The organism is Scandinavium manionii, from assembly GCF_024764775.1.
GTDB classification, from domain to species: Bacteria; Pseudomonadota; Gammaproteobacteria; order Enterobacterales; family Enterobacteriaceae; genus Scandinavium; species Scandinavium manionii.
In genome coordinates, this window is record NZ_JALIGC010000034.1 from 103,827 (window position 1) to 120,170 (window position 16,344).

The 16,344-nt window shown below is 50.9% G+C and carries 19 protein-coding genes; 8 read left to right on the plus strand and 11 right to left on the minus strand.

Translation table 11 applies throughout. From position 1 onward, the window contains the following. The first annotated feature begins 32 nt into the window (after positions 1–32). The gene (locus tag MUU51_RS05370) at positions 33–1,202 is read left to right on the plus strand and encodes a CynX/NimT family MFS transporter (RefSeq protein ID WP_374684566.1); all 1,170 of its coding nucleotides are present in this window, start codon (positions 33–35) and stop codon (positions 1,200–1,202) included. A gap of 84 nt (positions 1,203–1,286) precedes the next feature. On the opposite strand, the gene MUU51_RS05375 is transcribed toward MUU51_RS05370, so the two are convergent. Then, positions 1,287–1,994, minus strand: coding sequence for a CTP synthase C-terminal region-related (seleno)protein (locus tag MUU51_RS05375; protein ID WP_159775288.1), 708 nt, complete (start codon positions 1,992–1,994; stop codon positions 1,287–1,289). 156 nt (positions 1,995–2,150) lie between these two features. Here MUU51_RS05375 and MUU51_RS05380 point away from each other — a divergent pair, with 156 nt between their 5' ends. Next, positions 2,151–2,651 (plus strand): 2-thiouracil desulfurase family protein, encoded by a 501-nt coding sequence (locus MUU51_RS05380; protein ID WP_258967287.1) that lies wholly within the window; start codon positions 2,151–2,153, stop codon positions 2,649–2,651. Between the two features lie 5 nt (positions 2,652–2,656). Here the strand turns inward: MUU51_RS05380 and MUU51_RS05385 are convergent, their stop codons facing one another. Both MUU51_RS05385 and MUU51_RS05390 read right to left on the minus strand, forming a co-directional pair. Continuing rightward, a complete protein-coding gene (locus MUU51_RS05385) occupies positions 2,657–2,962 on the minus strand; it encodes a hypothetical protein (protein WP_258967288.1) in 306 nt (101 codons plus the stop codon). Positions 2,963–3,031: 69 nt separating this feature from the next. Next, positions 3,032–3,274 (minus strand): putative hemolysin, encoded by a 243-nt coding sequence (locus tag MUU51_RS05390; protein ID WP_258967289.1) that lies wholly within the window; start codon positions 3,272–3,274, stop codon positions 3,032–3,034. A gap of 273 nt (positions 3,275–3,547) precedes the next feature. Between MUU51_RS05390 and MUU51_RS05395 the strand changes: the two genes are divergently transcribed. Beyond that, positions 3,548–4,555, plus strand: a complete 1,008-nt coding sequence (locus MUU51_RS05395) for a sensor domain-containing diguanylate cyclase (RefSeq protein WP_159775280.1) — start codon at positions 3,548–3,550, stop codon at positions 4,553–4,555. 25 nt (positions 4,556–4,580) lie between these two features. On the opposite strand, the gene MUU51_RS05400 is transcribed toward MUU51_RS05395, so the two are convergent. Continuing rightward, a complete protein-coding gene (locus tag MUU51_RS05400) occupies positions 4,581–4,841 on the minus strand; it encodes a DUF2534 family protein (protein WP_258967290.1) in 261 nt (86 codons plus the stop codon). A 279-nt stretch (positions 4,842–5,120) separates the two neighbouring features. Here MUU51_RS05400 and MUU51_RS05405 point away from each other — a divergent pair, with 279 nt between their 5' ends. Beyond that, complete coding sequence (locus MUU51_RS05405; RefSeq protein ID WP_159775276.1) at positions 5,121–5,516, plus strand: YidB family protein; 396 nt, start codon at positions 5,121–5,123, stop codon at positions 5,514–5,516. Positions 5,517–5,579: 63 nt separating this feature from the next. On the opposite strand, the gene MUU51_RS05410 is transcribed toward MUU51_RS05405, so the two are convergent. From MUU51_RS05410 to cspE, 3 genes are all read right to left on the minus strand, one after another. Continuing rightward, positions 5,580–5,807: a hypothetical protein gene (locus MUU51_RS05410; RefSeq protein WP_159775274.1), complete on the minus strand. Its 228-nt coding sequence runs from the start codon at positions 5,805–5,807 to the stop codon at positions 5,580–5,582. Positions 5,808–5,880: 73 nt separating this feature from the next. Continuing rightward, positions 5,881–6,075, minus strand: a complete 195-nt coding sequence (gene ymcF / locus MUU51_RS05415; protein WP_258967360.1) for a cold shock small protein YmcF — start codon at positions 6,073–6,075, stop codon at positions 5,881–5,883. A gap of 10 nt (positions 6,076–6,085) precedes the next feature. After that, positions 6,086–6,298 carry a transcription antiterminator/RNA stability regulator CspE gene (cspE, locus tag MUU51_RS05420; protein ID WP_258967291.1) on the minus strand — a complete coding sequence of 71 codons (213 nt, stop codon included), beginning with the start codon at positions 6,296–6,298 and terminating at the stop codon, positions 6,086–6,088. A 308-nt stretch (positions 6,299–6,606) separates the two neighbouring features. Between cspE and MUU51_RS22170 the strand changes: the two genes are divergently transcribed. Continuing rightward, a complete protein-coding gene (locus MUU51_RS22170; RefSeq protein WP_217448705.1) occupies positions 6,607–6,777 on the plus strand; it encodes a YnfU family zinc-binding protein in 171 nt (56 codons plus the stop codon). A gap of 119 nt (positions 6,778–6,896) precedes the next feature. Here MUU51_RS22170 and MUU51_RS05425 read toward each other — a convergent pair whose 3' ends face one another. Further along, positions 6,897–7,328 (minus strand): glycine zipper 2TM domain-containing protein, encoded by a 432-nt coding sequence (locus MUU51_RS05425; RefSeq protein WP_159775270.1) that lies wholly within the window; start codon positions 7,326–7,328, stop codon positions 6,897–6,899. 198 nt (positions 7,329–7,526) lie between these two features. Between MUU51_RS05425 and MUU51_RS05430 the strand changes: the two genes are divergently transcribed. After that, the gene (locus tag MUU51_RS05430) at positions 7,527–7,769 is read left to right on the plus strand and encodes a DinI family protein (protein ID WP_159775268.1); all 243 of its coding nucleotides are present in this window, start codon (positions 7,527–7,529) and stop codon (positions 7,767–7,769) included. Positions 7,770–7,776: 7 nt separating this feature from the next. On the opposite strand, the gene MUU51_RS05435 is transcribed toward MUU51_RS05430, so the two are convergent. Together MUU51_RS05435 and MUU51_RS05440 are read right to left on the minus strand one after the other, a co-directional pair. Continuing rightward, the gene (locus tag MUU51_RS05435) at positions 7,777–10,359 is read right to left on the minus strand and encodes a bifunctional diguanylate cyclase/phosphodiesterase (protein ID WP_258967292.1); all 2,583 of its coding nucleotides are present in this window, start codon (positions 10,357–10,359) and stop codon (positions 7,777–7,779) included. A gap of 248 nt (positions 10,360–10,607) precedes the next feature. After that, on the minus strand, positions 10,608–11,246 hold the full coding sequence (locus tag MUU51_RS05440) for a helix-turn-helix domain-containing protein (RefSeq protein ID WP_159775264.1): 639 nt from the start codon (positions 11,244–11,246) through the stop codon (positions 10,608–10,610). 342 nt (positions 11,247–11,588) lie between these two features. On the opposite strand from MUU51_RS05440, the gene MUU51_RS05445 reads away from it, so the two are divergent. Next, positions 11,589–13,565, plus strand: coding sequence for an alkyl/aryl-sulfatase (locus MUU51_RS05445; RefSeq protein ID WP_258967293.1), 1,977 nt, complete (start codon positions 11,589–11,591; stop codon positions 13,563–13,565). A gap of 706 nt (positions 13,566–14,271) precedes the next feature. Here MUU51_RS05445 and icd read toward each other — a convergent pair. Beyond that, positions 14,272–15,522 carry an NADP-dependent isocitrate dehydrogenase gene (gene icd, locus MUU51_RS05450; RefSeq protein ID WP_125353689.1) on the minus strand — a complete coding sequence of 417 codons (1,251 nt, stop codon included), beginning with the start codon at positions 15,520–15,522 and terminating at the stop codon, positions 14,272–14,274. A 174-nt stretch (positions 15,523–15,696) separates the two neighbouring features. Between icd and rluE the strand changes: the two genes are divergently transcribed. Next, entirely contained in the window at positions 15,697–16,344 is a 648-nt protein-coding gene (gene rluE / locus MUU51_RS05455) for a 23S rRNA pseudouridine(2457) synthase RluE (RefSeq protein WP_159775260.1), read from the plus strand.

Sequence of the window (16,344 nt, forward strand, 5' to 3'; positions counted from 1 at the left end):
AAATAACTGAGAACGCCATGAGTACTGTGTCCATGACAACCCCACGCCAGAATCTGCTTTTGATTGTGGGCATCCTGTTGATCGCCACCTGTTTACGCGTGACGTTTACCGGTGCCGCCCCGCTGCTTGACAGCATTCGTGCCGACTACGGGCTGTCCACCGCCCAGACCGGGATGCTGACCACCCTGCCGCTCCTCGCATTTGGTCTGATTTCACCACTGGCAGCCGGCGTTGCGCGCCGTTTCGGTATGGAGCGCAGCCTGATCGTTGCCCTGCTGCTAATTTGCGCCGGGGTAGCCGTCCGTTCATTACCCTCGTCTGGCCTGCTGTTCGTCGGAACCGCCATCATCGGCTGCGGCATTGCCCTCGGGAACGTTTTGCTGCCAGGCCTTATCAAGCGCGATTTTTCCGGACACGTGGCGAAAATGACCGGCGCGTACTCCCTGACAATGGGGATTGCCGCAGCGGCGGGTTCCGCCGTGGTGGTGCCGATTGCCCTGAGCGGCGCGGGATGGCACGGCGCACTGCTGGCGCTGATGGCGTTTCCGTTGCTGGCGCTGGTAGTCTGGTTACCGCAGTTGCGTAATCACACGCCGGGCACGGTGACCGGGGCGCGCAGCCTGCACAGCAAAGGTATCTGGCGTTCGGCGCTGGCCTGGCAAGTGACGCTGTTCCTTGGGCTTAACTCGCTGGTGTATTACGTAATTGTAGGCTGGCTGCCCGCCATTCTTATCAGCCACGGCTACAGCGAAGCGCAGGCCGGTTCTCTGCACGGTTTGTTGCAGTTGGCGACCGCCGTACCGGGGCTACTGATCCCGCTGGTGCTGTTTAAGCTCAAAGACCAGCGCGGGATTGCCATCAGCGTGGCGCTAATGTGCGCCCTGAGCGCCATCGGCTTCTGGCTGTTCCCTCAGCAGGCGATGTTGTGGACGCTGATCTTCGGCTTTGGCTGTGGCGCGACGATGATCCTTGGGCTGACATTTATTGGCCTGCGAGCCGGTTCCGCACATCAGGCGGCGGCGTTGTCCGGTATGGCACAATCGGTCGGGTATATGTTGGCGGCCTGTGGGCCTCCGGCGATGGGCCGAATTCATGACGTCAGCGGCGACTGGCACATTCCGCTAATTGCGGTCGCCGTTATCTCGTTGGTGATGGCCGTGTTTGGGGGATTAGCAGGACGTGATCGGGAAATCCACGGGTAGACGCCAATTGCCCGATGGCGCGATGCTTATCGGGCCTACGCATTCGTTGTAGGCCCATGCAAGCGAAGTGTCGGCAGGCGATTCTTAAGTTGCTGCCGCGCGAAGAAACGCATGGACCAGCGGTGCCGGGCGGCCAGCCAGCGCGTTGCGCTCATGCTGAAACAGCGTGCCGACAAAGAACGGGTGAGTAATCAGTTCTACCACGCGGATTTCACCTTCTTCATCCCAGCCGGTGACGCGCAGCGCGCCTTCGTCAAGCTCCGCCGCGAAATCCGGTGAAATGCCGTAGTTGCAGTGATAGCCCTCTTCAATGCTGAGGCGACCATACGCTTTGGCGATGAGGGTATTGGCGCGCAGTTCGATGGTGTCTGATTTCTCTACCAGCGAGCAGGCCAGTGGCGCAATCACCATTCGGCCTTCGGTATCCGTTTCGGCGTGTGCCGCATCGTTCCAGCCCAGTACGTTGCGGGCATATTCGAGGATCGCATGCTGGAAACCGCCGCAGGTGCCGAGGAAGGGAATGCTGTTTTCACGCGCGTAGCGGATGGCGATAAACGCCCCTTCGGCGTTTTGGTATGGGCTAGCGGGCACCAGCCAGATTGCGTCGTAGCCCACCAGATCGTCAGCGCTTTTAATGTCGGTGGTGGCGACCCAGTCGTAATCGGCGGTGAGTTCCTGAACGGCGGCGGCATCATCAATCGCCAGTGGGATCGCCTGATGCGCAATCACCTCGGGATTAAAATCGCCGACCAGTGCAATTCGTAGGGTATTTTTATTCGAAGCAAGTTCCATGAAGGGTTCCTTATGCTGTGCAGTTTTCGGACTACATAAGGAACACCAGCCTACCGGGGTTTTGCGCGCAGAACAATCCCCAGAATGTGCAGTTGGCGATCGTTTCATCTGTTCGCAGTTCGTATTACTCTTTCAGCGGGAAAATACGGAGCTGCGATGAAAACGAAAATTCTGGTGAGTGCCTGTCTGATGGGGCATCCGGTGCGCTATAACGCCAGCGCCAAAACGCAGTTGGGTGAATTGCTGCAAACGTTGCGGGCAGAAGACAGACTGGTCATTCATTGCCCGGAACTCGCAGCCGGTTTACCGACTCCGCGTCCGTCGGCCGAAATTGTCGCCGGCCAGGGTGAACAGGTGATGGCGGGCCAGGCGCGTATTATCGAAAACACCGGAACTGACGTCACCGCCCATTATCAGCTTGCAGCCTGGCTGGCGCTCGAGGCGGCTCAAGGCGCGGGCTGTTCTGCAGCGCTGTTAACGGACGGCAGCCCTACCTGCGGCAGTACGGAAATTTATGACGGGAGTTTTAGCGGCAAAAAAATCGCAGGCAACGGCGTTGCCGCCGCGCTTTTGCGCCAACATGGGATTGCGGTGTTTTCACATGAGCAAATCCCGGCGCTGCTGGCCTGGATTGCTGAACAGGACCAGAAGGTGTAGCCGTGTTACTCCGTTACTTTTTCAAGCTCATCGGCGGGTAGCATGTCAGGCGTCAGTGGCATCAGATGTTCAGGGCGAACGAATGAAAAACCAGACTGACCGTCCGCCGACTGAACGTCACCCGTCACCAGCCACAGCGCTCGCTGGGCCTCACGTGGCAGTTCGGTGACCACGCCGTTGACAGGGTTCAGGACGCGTTCACCCGGCTGGCAAAGGGCAAACAGCGATACAGATTTACCGATATTCGCCCGACCTGCGGGCGTACGGGCCGCGATGATCATCGCCAGGGTGCCCGGTTTAAGCTGAAACATGCTGCTCTCACACACTCTTAAATTAAGATTAATCTTATCTTCAATTGTATCCTGGAGAGCAGCGTGCTGTCACGATTGCTTATGATCGCGACGATACAGGGTCCATTCGTCAATCACTTCCCCGCCAGGCAGTTTACAATCTGAACGCACGCCCTGCGGGCTTTGTACCGGCACTGACGTGCCGCCTTTTTGCTGGCAGTAGACCGCAGCAGGGTTCGGCATGCCGACATTTGGCGGGGTTGGTGCGTCGTTTTGTTCAGTGGTGGTGCAGCCTGCCAGCAGAATTGGCAGCAGTAATCCGGCGTATTTCATTGATATTGCATCCTTTATGCGCGGCTAATTTGCCTTAATCTTTACTATTTCTTCATTTTAACTGCACTTTTGCAAATTAAATTAGGAGCGTTCTCGTTCTTGACCTAAGAACACATCATTCCATAATCCATGAGTTTTTTGCCCAAGAAGTCTCGCATTCTCGCCTATTCGATGTATAAAACGTGATGTATTCATGGTTTACTCTTTTTAGATAGTCGATATTTTCAGCATAGCGTGCAGTTTTTGCCGTTACTGCACGGGAGCTTTCAGGTCATGTCAGATATTATTCTTGCCCGCGTCTCACAAACCCTCGCCACCGAACAATCACTCGAGAGCCTCGTGCGCCAGCTACTGGAAATGCTGGAGATGGTGACGCACATGGAGTCGACCTATCTGACCAGGATCGATACGGCGACCCGTTTGCAGCATATCGTGTATGCCCGCAACAGCAGCGAGATGCAGATCCCGGAAGGTTTCGCCGTTCCGTGGGATGAAACGCTGTGCAAACGCGCTGTGGACGAACAGCACTATTTCAGCAATGACGTGGAAACCCGCTGGCCGGACTGTCATGCCGCACAGGCCCTGGGGATCAGCACCTTTTTCACCACGCCCGTGCATCTGACCGATGGTTCGCTGTATGGCACGCTCTGCGCCTCCAGCCGCGACCAGCACAGTTACAGTATTAACAGCGAACATGTGCTGCACCTGTTCGCGAGCCTGATTGCCCGCTACATCGAAAAAGAGTCATTGGTGACGCAACTGCGTCAGGCCAACGAGGCGCTGATCGCTCACTCCTACACCGATGCGCTGACGGGCCTTGCCAATCGACGCGCCGTCTATGAGCACCTCGACATTTTGTTTGAACGTGCGCGGATGAACCAATCACACGTCCTGGTCGCATTTATCGATCTCGACGATTTTAAAGAAATTAATGATGTTCACGGCCATCAGGCCGGGGATGCATTCTTAATGCAGGTAGGCCAGCGACTGGCCTCGGTGATGAGCGATGAGGATATCGTTGGGCGTCTGGGCGGAGACGAGTTTCTCATCGCCTGTGAAATCACGTCCAGCGATCAGAAAACGCCGTTTATCGACCTGCTGCGCCGTCAAATCCGCGGCCACTATCTGCTGAGCGGCCACACGATTAATTACCCGGGCGCCAGCATTGGCACCATCGACGTCAACCCGCATGAGCTGGACGCAGAGAGCGCCATTCAGGCGGCCGATGCCGCCATGTATCTGGATAAAAAAACCCGTCAGCAGGGGATTATCGCCTCCTGAACGCCCGGCGCTCAGGGTGAAACCCCTATTGGTCGCGGTCAGGCTCTAACAGAATGAATCCCAGCGGAATGGAGCACAGCAGCGTGAAAACGATGCTGTACACCAGCACCATCGCAGCCTGCATAATGAACATCGAATTAGACCAGACGTAATACGGCAAATCGTACTCCTCGGCTACCCCGCCAAATGTGGCATGTCCCACAAGCATCAACGCGATGACAAAGATGACGGCGACCGCCAGAATAAAGCGCTTACCGTTCTTTGTTTTAAATTGTTCCGGCTGCATTACAGACTTCTCTGATGGGATTTTCCGGCGCAGTTTTAGCACTAAATTAACCCGGCGGATATCTGTTTTTAGTCTATAACTGTACGGCTGCTCTTTTTAGCAGCGAATGGCCCTGACAGCCCTTCTCTCCTGCCCTCCAGGTAAAGAAAAACAGAACCCAGATGGGTGTTTTATACTTAAGTGTTGTGAGGCTCGCCTCGCATTATTTTGACTCATCCCGCTAAACGCACTTCGGTTTAGGCCGATGAATTCACGCAGTGAACAGTGAGGAATGACATTATGAGTTTATTCGACCAGGTGGCAGGCATGTTCGGTGGTCAGGACGGACAGGCTGGTACCTATCAGGCGATATTAACGTGGATTAACGAGCAAGGCGGCGTATCCGGGCTACTGGCAAAATTTCAGCAGGGTGGATTGGGTGCAGTGGTTGAATCCTGGATAAGCACCGGCACAAACCAGCCGGTATCGGGTGACCAGATAACGTCCGCGCTGGGCTCCCCTGCCGTTGCGGATCTCGCTGCCAAACTGGGCATCGACACGCAAAGTGCGTCGAACCTGATTGCCGAGCATTTACCGAAGGTCGTCGATACGTTGTCACCTGACGGACAGGTTAATCAGCAACAAGACCTGCTGTCTGAAGGCATGGGACTGCTGAAAGGGAAGCTTTTTAGCTAACAATGCTCCTGAATGACAGGCATAAAAAAACCGCCCATTGGGCGGTTATCTGGACAATCAGTTTTACAGGTACTTTTCGGCTGCTTTGAGAATATCTTCTGCAGCAAGTTCTCTGTCTGTAGCGACATGAATTACATTGTGATCGCCGGTCAGAGAGGGAAAACTGGCAGACATGATTATCAAATTTGCCTCCTCACCGTTCGGATATTCACAACGTATTGACGTTTCATCAGGCATAACGGAGACAACGGTCAGAGGTTCGGCGTTAAAAAACACGAGCACTTTTTTCATTCGTTCTCCGGATGGATGTAAGTCTGTCACCTGTCCTAATTAAAATAGTATTTATCTGATAGCATCGTACGTATTATTTTCTGATTTCGGTAATAGTGGAAACAGAAACAGGACGTTGCCAAGTGTAAATATTATCGGCGGTGATCATTGCTGATTTGCAAAAAATACATTTTGCACCGAACGGATTTTTTTCAGTAACATCGAAAGATGAAGTCCGATATTGCGAACCGTGGCAGCAAGGGCAGCGGAAGTGAATTGAGTCAGAAATAGTCAGGCCCTCAGTGCGGTACCACGTTGACTGCGGAAGGACCTTTAGGACCTGCTTCAACGGAGAATTCAACTTCTTGATTTTCATACAGAGTACGGAAATCGTTGCTCTGGATAGCAGAGAAATGTACGAAGACATCTTTGCTTCCGTCTTTTGGAGTAATAAAGCCGAAACCTTTTTCAGCATTAAACCATTTAACAATACCAGTCATTTGGTTAGACATGTTTTTTACCTTTAATTATTATTTCGCCCGCAGGCTGTGTTGGTTTGAAAACCTGTTGTTTCTAAGAAAACTGAAGAAGGTACATCAAGGAGAGAAAATGATGAGGACGACTTAAGAGAACTGTTTCAGATAACGTGTATGTTCAAACCGATAGAGCATTAACGCACGATTAATTTTTTTTAGCAAGGCTTATCTCAAAAGATTTGTCAGGGCCGGGAAAAGTCTGCATTGTTAAAAATAAAAAAATGAATGAGGGCTTTTCGCGTGCTATTGAGGTATTGTTTTGCGCCAACATATAAGGAATACACATGGCTGAACGTAAAAATCGTCAACTTCGCCCTTCCCAACCCGCAGAATGTTCATGTCCGAAATGTGCTAAGAAATCAATGCACAGTCCATCAAGAATCAAAAAAAATAGTCCTTTGCTCTGCCCCTATTGCGGCACGCTCTTTTCAGCGTCGCAGCTCGCTGCCAGGTAATTAGACACCTTACTGCTGAGGCACGCGCTTAGTGCATTACCCTGAGCGCAGTCAGGCATCAGGTATAAAAACGGGAACCCAAAGGTTCCCGTTTTTGTTATCTGAGTCGTAGCGCGCTTTTACAAAGATTTATCGACCGTGGTATCTGAGCCTCTGGTCAGGATGCGAACTTTGTCGCCGGGATTAAACACCACACCGCCGGTGTACGACTGGACCACGTCGATAGTGGCACCTGATTCGGTTTTGATCAGTAAATCGACCTGCTGTGGCGCCTGCTGCGTGCTTTGATGGTAACGCGACGCCCCTGCCCCGGCGAGTGCGCCAGCTGCGGTCATTGCGGTCTTGCCTTTACCATTCCCGAACTGGTGGCCAACGACGCCGCCTAACGCCCCTGCCGCCACAGTCCGTAAAGGATGATACTGTCCATTAGCCTGGCTGATGACACGGCTCTGTTGAACCACGCCGTATTCCACCAGGGTTTTGCTTCCGGCAAAACTAGACTGGCTAGCGAGAAACAGAAAACTGACTGCGATGAGTGCACTTTTTTTCATGATGGCCACTTTTTATCGTTTTAAACGTAGTCGCGATTTTGCCAGCCCTCGCGAGTTTCCGCTAAGTCATTAATGCTACAGCACTCCCTCAATGGCTTTACCAGAACATACTTGTGCCGGGTGCCGCCACTCTGGCCTTGACACTGAATATCCATACAGTATAAAACTGTGCATCTAAACAGTACAAAGGAAGTGGTAATGTTCGTCGAACTGATTTATGACAAACGCAATTTCGCAGGCTTGCCTGGCGCACAAGAAAAAATTCTGAGTGAACTTACCCGGCGCGTTCATCAGATATTCCCCGACGCAGACATTCGCGTTAAGCCAATGATGACGCTGCCGGCAATCAATACCGACGCCAGCAAACATGAAAAGGAACAGATTAGCCGCGCCGTTCAGGAAATGTTCGAAGAAGCGGACATGTGGCTGGTCGACGAATAACGCGCCGTCAGCCTCGATTCACCGCTGCCGTAAAGTCATCAAAGGGAAGTGGCCTGGAGAAGTAGTATCCCTGCACCAGTTCACATCCCATTTCCTGAAGCTTCTCAGCCATCTCCAGCGTCTCCACGCCCTCAGCCACCAGCGGCACGTTAAAGCTTTTGGCGAGCGTCAGCACTGACGAAACCACCGCCGCGTTCTTCTCATTAGTCAGAATGTCAGAGACAAATGTTCTGTCGATTTTCAGGCAGTCGAACGGGAAAGAGTGCAAATAAGAGAGGCTCGAATAGCCGGAACCGAAATCATCAATCGCCACGGTCACGCCCAGGCGGCGCAGATACTTAAGCGTATCGACAATCTGATCAGTATGTTTCATTAGCGTACTTTCGGTGATTTCCACGCAGATGTTGCCGTTCATCAGTTCGTTCTCCTGAATACAGGTGAACAAATGCGAAGCAAAATCGGGCTGCTGTAGCTGTATTGCTGAAATATTGACGTGCAGTTTGAAATCTTTCGGACCCCCGCGCGCGATAAACTTCGCCAGCTGCTTACAGGATTCGGCGATCACCCAACGCCCAATCGGAATGATCAGTCCCGACTCTTCCGCAAGGCTTATGAACTTGATCGGCGAGATAAACCCTTCGTCCGGCGTTTGCCAGCGAATCAGGCTCTCACCTTCATTGCAGCTATTCTGATTATCGAGGTTAATGATCGGCTGCATCACGATATGGAATTCATCGTTGGCGATAGCATGCTGTAATTTTTCATGCAGACGAATATTCTCAAGCCCCTGATCCTGCATTTCCTGCACAAAGACCAGCGACTTACCATTACCTATTTTTTCAGCATGCTGCACGGCTATCCCTGAATTCAAAATCACTTCCGGCATTCGTTCCTGAGTCATGTGCCCAAAGAACATCCCGGAATTCCCGATAAAGCAGTAGCGTTCAGTTTCAGCGTCGCCATCGGATTTAATATCAAGGAACAGTGACTGCAAGATATCCTCAAAGAACATCAAATCTTTTTGTTCGTAAACCTCAGGGAATATCGCCAGGAAGCTGCCATAGTCATCACGACACAGCAGCGTTCCGCCTGGAAGGGTATTCTTCATTCGGCTGACAAAACTACGCAGGAAACGGCCGGAATACTCAAGCCCCATTACCCGGGCAATATTTGCGGCATTGCTCACGTGAATACGGGCAAGCAAGTTTTTGCCTTCGTAAGACTCAGGCTTACTGAGCAGCCCGGCGCGCGTTGGCAGGCCAGTCAGGTTGTCTTCCTCAACCAGCTTACGGTGCTTCTCGGTGCGGGCGGCCAACTCATGGGAAAGCCTGAAGAAACTGGAATCTAGCGTCGCCACCTCCGGGAACAGTCTTTTGTTCTCCTCCGGCTTCCACTGCATGTTTAGCAGGTCTTTGTTTTTGCCAATGATAGTGTTAAGCGGACTGAAAAAGTTTCGCAGAACAATGGCCGCAATGAGATACACAATGGCGAACAACCCCATAATTTTGACAGCAAACGCAATAATCGTTTTCTTGATGCTGCCCGACAACGAGTCCTGCGAGGTTATCAGCAGGACGTGGCCGTGAAGTTCCCGATCGGTGCTGCCGTATTTTATGGTATGAACAATATATTTATCGCCTTTACCTGAGGTAATCTCTGTCGGACTGCCCTGATGGGTGCTCTTTTCCATAATTTCAGGCGTTAAAAGCTGGCGCAACTCTTTGTTTGTCAGTCTCTTTCCGTCGGCCTGGTGATGCTCTTTTGCCGCGCTTGCCAGTTCAGGCTGCATGAGCGCAGGCGTTATCGGCATTTCTGACGACGAGACAATATTATTATCGCTGCCAGTTATCAGTATGGTGTTGTCTTTAAAAGGCAACACCTCACAGACATAGCGGCTCATGCTATCGGGCATAATCTCCGAGGAAATAACCCCTAGCAGTTTTCCTGCGCGGTTATATACCGGCGTTCTGTATGCCAACATTCTGTCATTTTTGTTATATGAACGCGGATAAATACGGGACCAGAATGACTTTTTAGACTGCTCTGCTTTTTCAAGCCACGGCTGAACTAACTTGTTGAAATCATATATCGTTTTAACAACCCGGGAGTACTCCGTCGACCCTTCATAGACGTTCAGAATGTTATGTGCATCCCCAGACGTCTTCTCCATGTTGATGATTTTTTTGTTATTAACATCAAGACGATTGAACGCAACATAATTCCCGTCAGGCGTGGTGAATGAGACTCTGTCGACCGAAACATGGCCAAAGCGATCGGTTCTGATCAGCTGCTTTAAGGTTTCTGTAACCTGCGTGGCACTTAACACATCGAGGTCACTGTTCTCGAAGGTCCGTGCAAAAAGCTGGTTGGTGACGGTCGGAAGATCCATGTAGTCTTCCAGCGTTTGCACGACATTTGCCCCGCTGGACTGAATGAGTCTCTCGCCGGTATAACGGATAGTCTCATCCATGCCGGTGCTGACAAACATCGCCAGCATCGCACCGGCGATACAAAATGATACGATGGCAAGCCCGGCTAAAGCACAGGCCAGCGATACGGGATATTTACTGTGGGAAATCGTGTTTTTCATGCCGTTGTCACTAAAATAAATGACCAAGAACATCTCGACACGCACGCACGATAGAGGGAGCAGGAATTAGCTTGATTCATTTTCAGGAATTAATGTTTATTGAGCATACAATTAGGACACAAACGATTGTTTGGGTCCTGACATTCTGTGCGGTAAAAGCAAGAATACTCTGAGTAAATCCTGAGTTAGGCGATTTTTTTGAGCGGAACGAGAGCCTGGCTGAGTTTAAGAATATACCGTAAGCTGAATCAATAATCTTCAGGTAGCGTTTTATCAATTGAAATCAACTTTCCTTTTTCCATTGTGATGTACCCGCCCTCTTTGAGATCCGCGAGTACACGGAAGACATGCGTCCTGGAGAGTTTCGTGCGGCGTATAATAAAATTCGCCAGCCCTTCCTTTTCATTCTCAAACGTCCGCGTTCTATAAAGGTAGCGATGCAGCATCGGTTTTATGGTTTGATAACTGGTTAACTGTTTTCTTTCCGCAAGCAATTCCAGTGAAAATATCGTCATAAAAACCAGAATTTTCGACAGCACACTCATGTGTTCTGGACTCTGATAAAATAGCGCGGTAAATGCCTCGCACGGTATCTTCACAGCGGTCACAGGTGTCATGCATTTATATTCAAAATTTAAAAGTGGACAATACTCCTCCATCAGCCCGATAGGCATATACTCAATCGTATTACCCACGGTCAGCTCATTAGCTTTATGAGAAATTGCCACTGAACCATTAAGAACAATATAAATAAAACCGGGCAGGATTTTGATATAATCTGCAGGCGCAAGAGTGAAAACATCACCGCCAATGCAAATATCATCTATATAGCGCCCCAACTCCAGCGATTGATAATAATGGTGGATATTCTCAAAATTGGCTTTCATGTTACACCTGAACACACTCTAAATTTATTACGCAGTATAGCACCTGAAAACTGTAACGTCCTTTCCCATTTACTCTGCGCCATCATCGCATATTAAATAAGCAGTACCATTTGGGACTATTCAAATAATATAAGGCGCATAAAATACCTTCAATAAATCCCGAATCAATCCGGCGACCGGCGAGTACAGATTTCTTAGTGCTTTCAACGTGGTACGTTGCGTTTGCCATTTTATAATTACACTTTAAATCAAATCATTGTGCTGCGATGTTGGTGCTGACGCAAAGTCACGCGAATATCCAGTAAAACTGAACACGCTAAATCCTACCAGGAGGTTGAACGAATGAGATTGAATATGATTGCCAGGAGTCTGGCTGTCGCGGGGTTACTGACGACGTTGTCAGTGACTGCGGCAACCGAGGCGCCGACAAACGATGCCACTGCGGCAACCAAACAGGCAAACGAAGCGCTTTACAGCAAACTGCCTTTTTCCGATAACACCGACTTTACGAATGCGCATAAGGGCTTTATCGCTCCGCTGCCGCAGGAAGTCATCAAAGGTGAGAAAGGTAATACAATCTGGGATCCTCAGCATTATGCCTTTATCAAAGAAGGCGCCAAAGCGCCAGACACAGTAAACCCTAGCCTGTGGCGTCAATCCCAGCTGATTAACATCGGCGGTCTGTTTGAAGTCACCGACGGTGTTTATCAGATTCGTAATCTCGACCTTTCAAACATGACGATCATTGAAGGTAAGACCGGGATTACCGTTATCGATCCACTGGTTTCTGCTGAAACCGCTAAAGTCGGTTTGGACCTGTATTACAAAAATCGCGGCAAAAAACCTGTTGTCGCGGTTATTTTCACTCACAGCCACGTTGACCACTATGGCGGCGTTCGCGGTGTCGTTGACCAGGCTGATGTCAAATCCGGCAAGGTTAAAATCTATGCTCCGCAAGGTTTCATGGGCGCTGCTGTAGATGAAAACATCATGGCGGGTAATGCCATGAGTCGTCGAGCAAGCTACATGTATGGCAACCTGCTGCCGGCTGATGCCAAAGGCCAGGTGGGCGCGGGTCTCGGGACGACCACTTCCGCAGGTACAGTGACATTACTGGCACCAACGGATTACATCACCCATACAGGTCAGGAAGAAGTCATCGATGGTCTGACCTACGACTTCATGATGGCCCCGGGTTCTGAAGCGCCTTCAGAAATGCTGTGGTACGTCAAAGAGAAGAAGATGATCGAAGCTGCAGAGGATGTCACTCACACCCTGCACAACACTTATTCTCTGCGTGGTGCGAAAATCCGCGATCCGCTGGCATGGTCTAAATACATCAATGCCGCTATCGATCGCTGGGGCAATGATGCCGAAATCATTATCGCTCAGCACCATTGGCCGACCTGGGGCAAAGATAACGTCGTCAACCTGATGAAAGGTCAGCGTGATATGTATCGTTATATCAATGACCAGACGCTGCGTATGGCGAATGAAGGCCTGACCCGTGACGAAATCGCCGCTAACTTTAAGCTGCCAGAGACTCTCGAGAAGACCTGGGCTAGCCGCGGTTACTACGGTTCCGTCAGCCACGATGTGAAAGCAACCTACGTGTTCTATCTCGGCTGGTTCGATGGCAACCCGGCAACCCTGGATGAACTGCCACCGGCAGAAGCGGCGAAGAAATACGTCGAGTATATGGGCGGCGCGGATAACATCCTGCAAAAAGCCAAAGCAGATTACGACCAGGGTCATTACCGTTGGGTAGCTCAGGTTGTGAGTAAAGTCGTGTTTGCCGATCCGACGAACAAAGCTGCGCTCAATCTGGAAGCCGATGCGCTTGAGCAGATGGGTTATCAGGCCGAATCTGGCCCATGGCGTAACTTCTACCTGTCAGGTGCCAAAGAGTTGCGTAACGGAGTAGTTAAAGCCGCAACGCCAAACACCGCGAGCCCGGATACCGTCCGTGCCATGACGCCAGAAATGTTCTTCGATTATTTGGCTGTTCATATTAACGGTGAAAAAGCGGCGAATGCGCATGTGACACTTAACGTCGACTTCGGTGACCAGGGCGGGAAATACAAACTTGAGCTGGAAAACGGTGTGCTTAACCACACCGCAAACTCTCAGGCCGATAATGCCGATGCCACCATTACCCTTTCCCGCGATACGCTAGACCGTATTGTGTTGAAAGAAGAAACTCTGCAACAGGCTAAAGACAAAGGTGATATGAAAATCACCGGCGACGCTAACAAGCTGACTGAGCTGCTGGGTTATATGGACAAGTTCGAATTCTGGTTTAACATCGTTACGCCATAAACTGAACTGAAATAAAAAAGGAGCCACTGGCTTAGTGCTTGTCAGTTAAGCTCTTGAAGAAGGCCACAACGGATAACGTTGTGGCCTTTTTTTACGGCTCTCGGGTAATGCCGCACTCTTCGCCCAGGCTGTACGAGGCTTGAGACCATGCTCAGCCTGCTTCAGGGCAAAAACAATCGGCTCTTCGGTGAATCGTGACTTTTTCGTCGACACATCCTCCGTTCAGGGGAATCATTATAATTTAGCTAAAGAAATAGCGATTGCTAAAGCATGGATTATTACCGGGGTAGTCGTACTGTTCAATTAACGGCAGAAAAGTGATTTTCAATTCTATCTCAACGGATACAGAGAAAATCTTCCCGCCTGGTTAGATGACACTTTAAAAGTGCTTTGATGATACGTTTTCGGTCTGTCAGATTCCGAACGCTGGGAAATCACCCGTGCCGAGTGGAATTCCCGTCAGGTTGGCTGACATAAGACATGGATTGTCCACTGTTTGCTCAACGCGGTCTGTCCAATCTGCGCAGTTTTGTCGTGCTTTTGTTGGAAATGCGCGAGTCATTTGCGAACTGGCGGCAGGGAATGCAGATGCTGCTTGAAGGGGTTTTGATAAATTATTTTGATAAATCTTTGATAACCGTTAGAACGCTAACAAAAAACAACGGGAGCGTTAAGCTCCCGTTAATCGATTTAACAAATATCGAAATTACATATTGTCGATGATCGCGTCACCAAACTCTGAACATTTCAGCAGCTTAGCGCCCTCCATCAGACGTTCGAAGTCATAGGTCACGGTCTTGGCAGCGATTGCGCCTTCCATGCCTTTAACAATCAGGTCTGCGGCTTCGAACCATTCCATGTGACGGAGCATCATTTCTGCGGACAGGATGACGGAACCTGGGTTCACTTTATCCTGGCCTGCGTACTTCGGTGCAGTCCCGTGGGTGGCTTCGAACAGTGCGCATTCGTCACCGATGTTTGCGCCTGGTGCGATACCGATACCGCCAACCTGTGCCGCCAGGGCATCAGAGATGTAGTCACCGTTCAGGTTCATACATGCGATAACGTCGTATTCAGCTGGACGCAGCAGGATCTGCTGCAGGAACGCATCGGCGATCACATCTTTAACGATGATCTCTTTGCCGGTATTCGGGTTCTTGATTTTCTGCCACGGGCCGCCGTCGATCAGCTCACCGCCGAATTCTTCTTTCGCCAGCTGGTAACCCCAGTCTTTGAAAGCACCTTCGGTGAACTTCATGATGTTGCCTTTGTGAACGATGGTCACAGAGTCACGGTCGTTGGTGATAGCGTATTCAATCGCCGCACGAACCAGGCGCTTGGTGCCTTCTTCTGAACATGGCTTGATGCCGATACCGCAGTGTTCAGGGAAGCGAATTTTCTTCACGCCCATCTCTTCACGCAGGAACTTGATCACTTTTTCCGCGTCGGCAGAGTCCGCTTTCCACTCGATGCCTGCGTAGATGTCTTCTGAGTTTTCACGGAAGATGACCATGTCGGTCAGTTCTGGGTGTTTAACCGGGCTTGGGGTGCCCTGGTAGTAACGTACCGGGCGCAGGCAGACGTAAAGATCCAGTTCCTGGCGCAGGGCTACGTTCAGAGAACGAATACCGCCACCGACCGGAGTGGTCAGCGGGCCTTTGATGGCCACGCGATAATCGCGAATCAGATCCAGAGTTTCAGCTGGCAGCCAGACGTCCTGGCCGTACAGTTTGGTGGATTTTTCCCCGGTGTAAATTTCCATCCAGGAAATTTTACGCTCGCCTTTGTAGGCTTTCTCTACGGCGGCATTCACCACTTTGATCATCGGCGGAGTCACGTCCACACCGATACCATCACCTTCGATGAATGGGATAATCGGATTGTGGGGGACGTTCAGTTTGCCGTTTTGCAGGGTGATCTTTTGGCCTTCCGCCGGAACAACTACTTTGCTTTCCATTAACCTCTCCTTCGAGCGCTTCTGGTGACTGCTCGTGCCTTTCGTGTCCTGGGTAGCGTTGCTGCCCGCAACGCGAATAAGTGTGAGCAATATTTTTTGTTAATGATTTGTAATGAGCTAGTTGATACTACCTGAATGTTGGGTTCCATGAAAGGTCTTCGTAATTAGGCTATAATGCGGCAATTGACCCGGCCTGAAAATACCATGAATAAAACTTCTTTTAGAAATCACCGCCTTAAGCGATTCAGCTCACAACAAGCTTCCAGACAACGAAAAGAAAGCCAGCCAAAACGCGTCATTTTGTTCAATAAACCCTACGATGTTTTGCCGCAGTTTACTGACGAAGCCGGACGCAGCACCCTCAAAGATTTTATCGACGTCCAGGGCGTATATGCCGCCGGGCGACTAGACCGCGACAGCGAGGGCCTGCTGGTTCTCACCAATGACGGCGCGTTGCAGGCGCAACTCACTCAACCAGGTAAGCGCACGGGGAAAATCTATTTCGTGCAGGTTGAAGGGGAACCGGACGAGGAAACGCTGAATTCACTGCGCAACGGTGTTACCCTCAACGACGGTCCCACCCTCCCGGCGGGCATTGAGCGGGTCGATACGCCTGAATGGCTGTGGCCGCGCAACCCGCCGATTCGTGAACGTAAATCCATCCCTACCAGCTGGCTAAAAGTCACGTTGTATGAAGGCCGAAACCGTCAGGTTCGCCGCATGACCGCCCATGTTGGCTACCCGACTTTACGACTGATTCGCTACGCGATGGGCACTTACACGCTGGACAATCTTGCTAATGGTCAGTGGCGCGATGCCTGA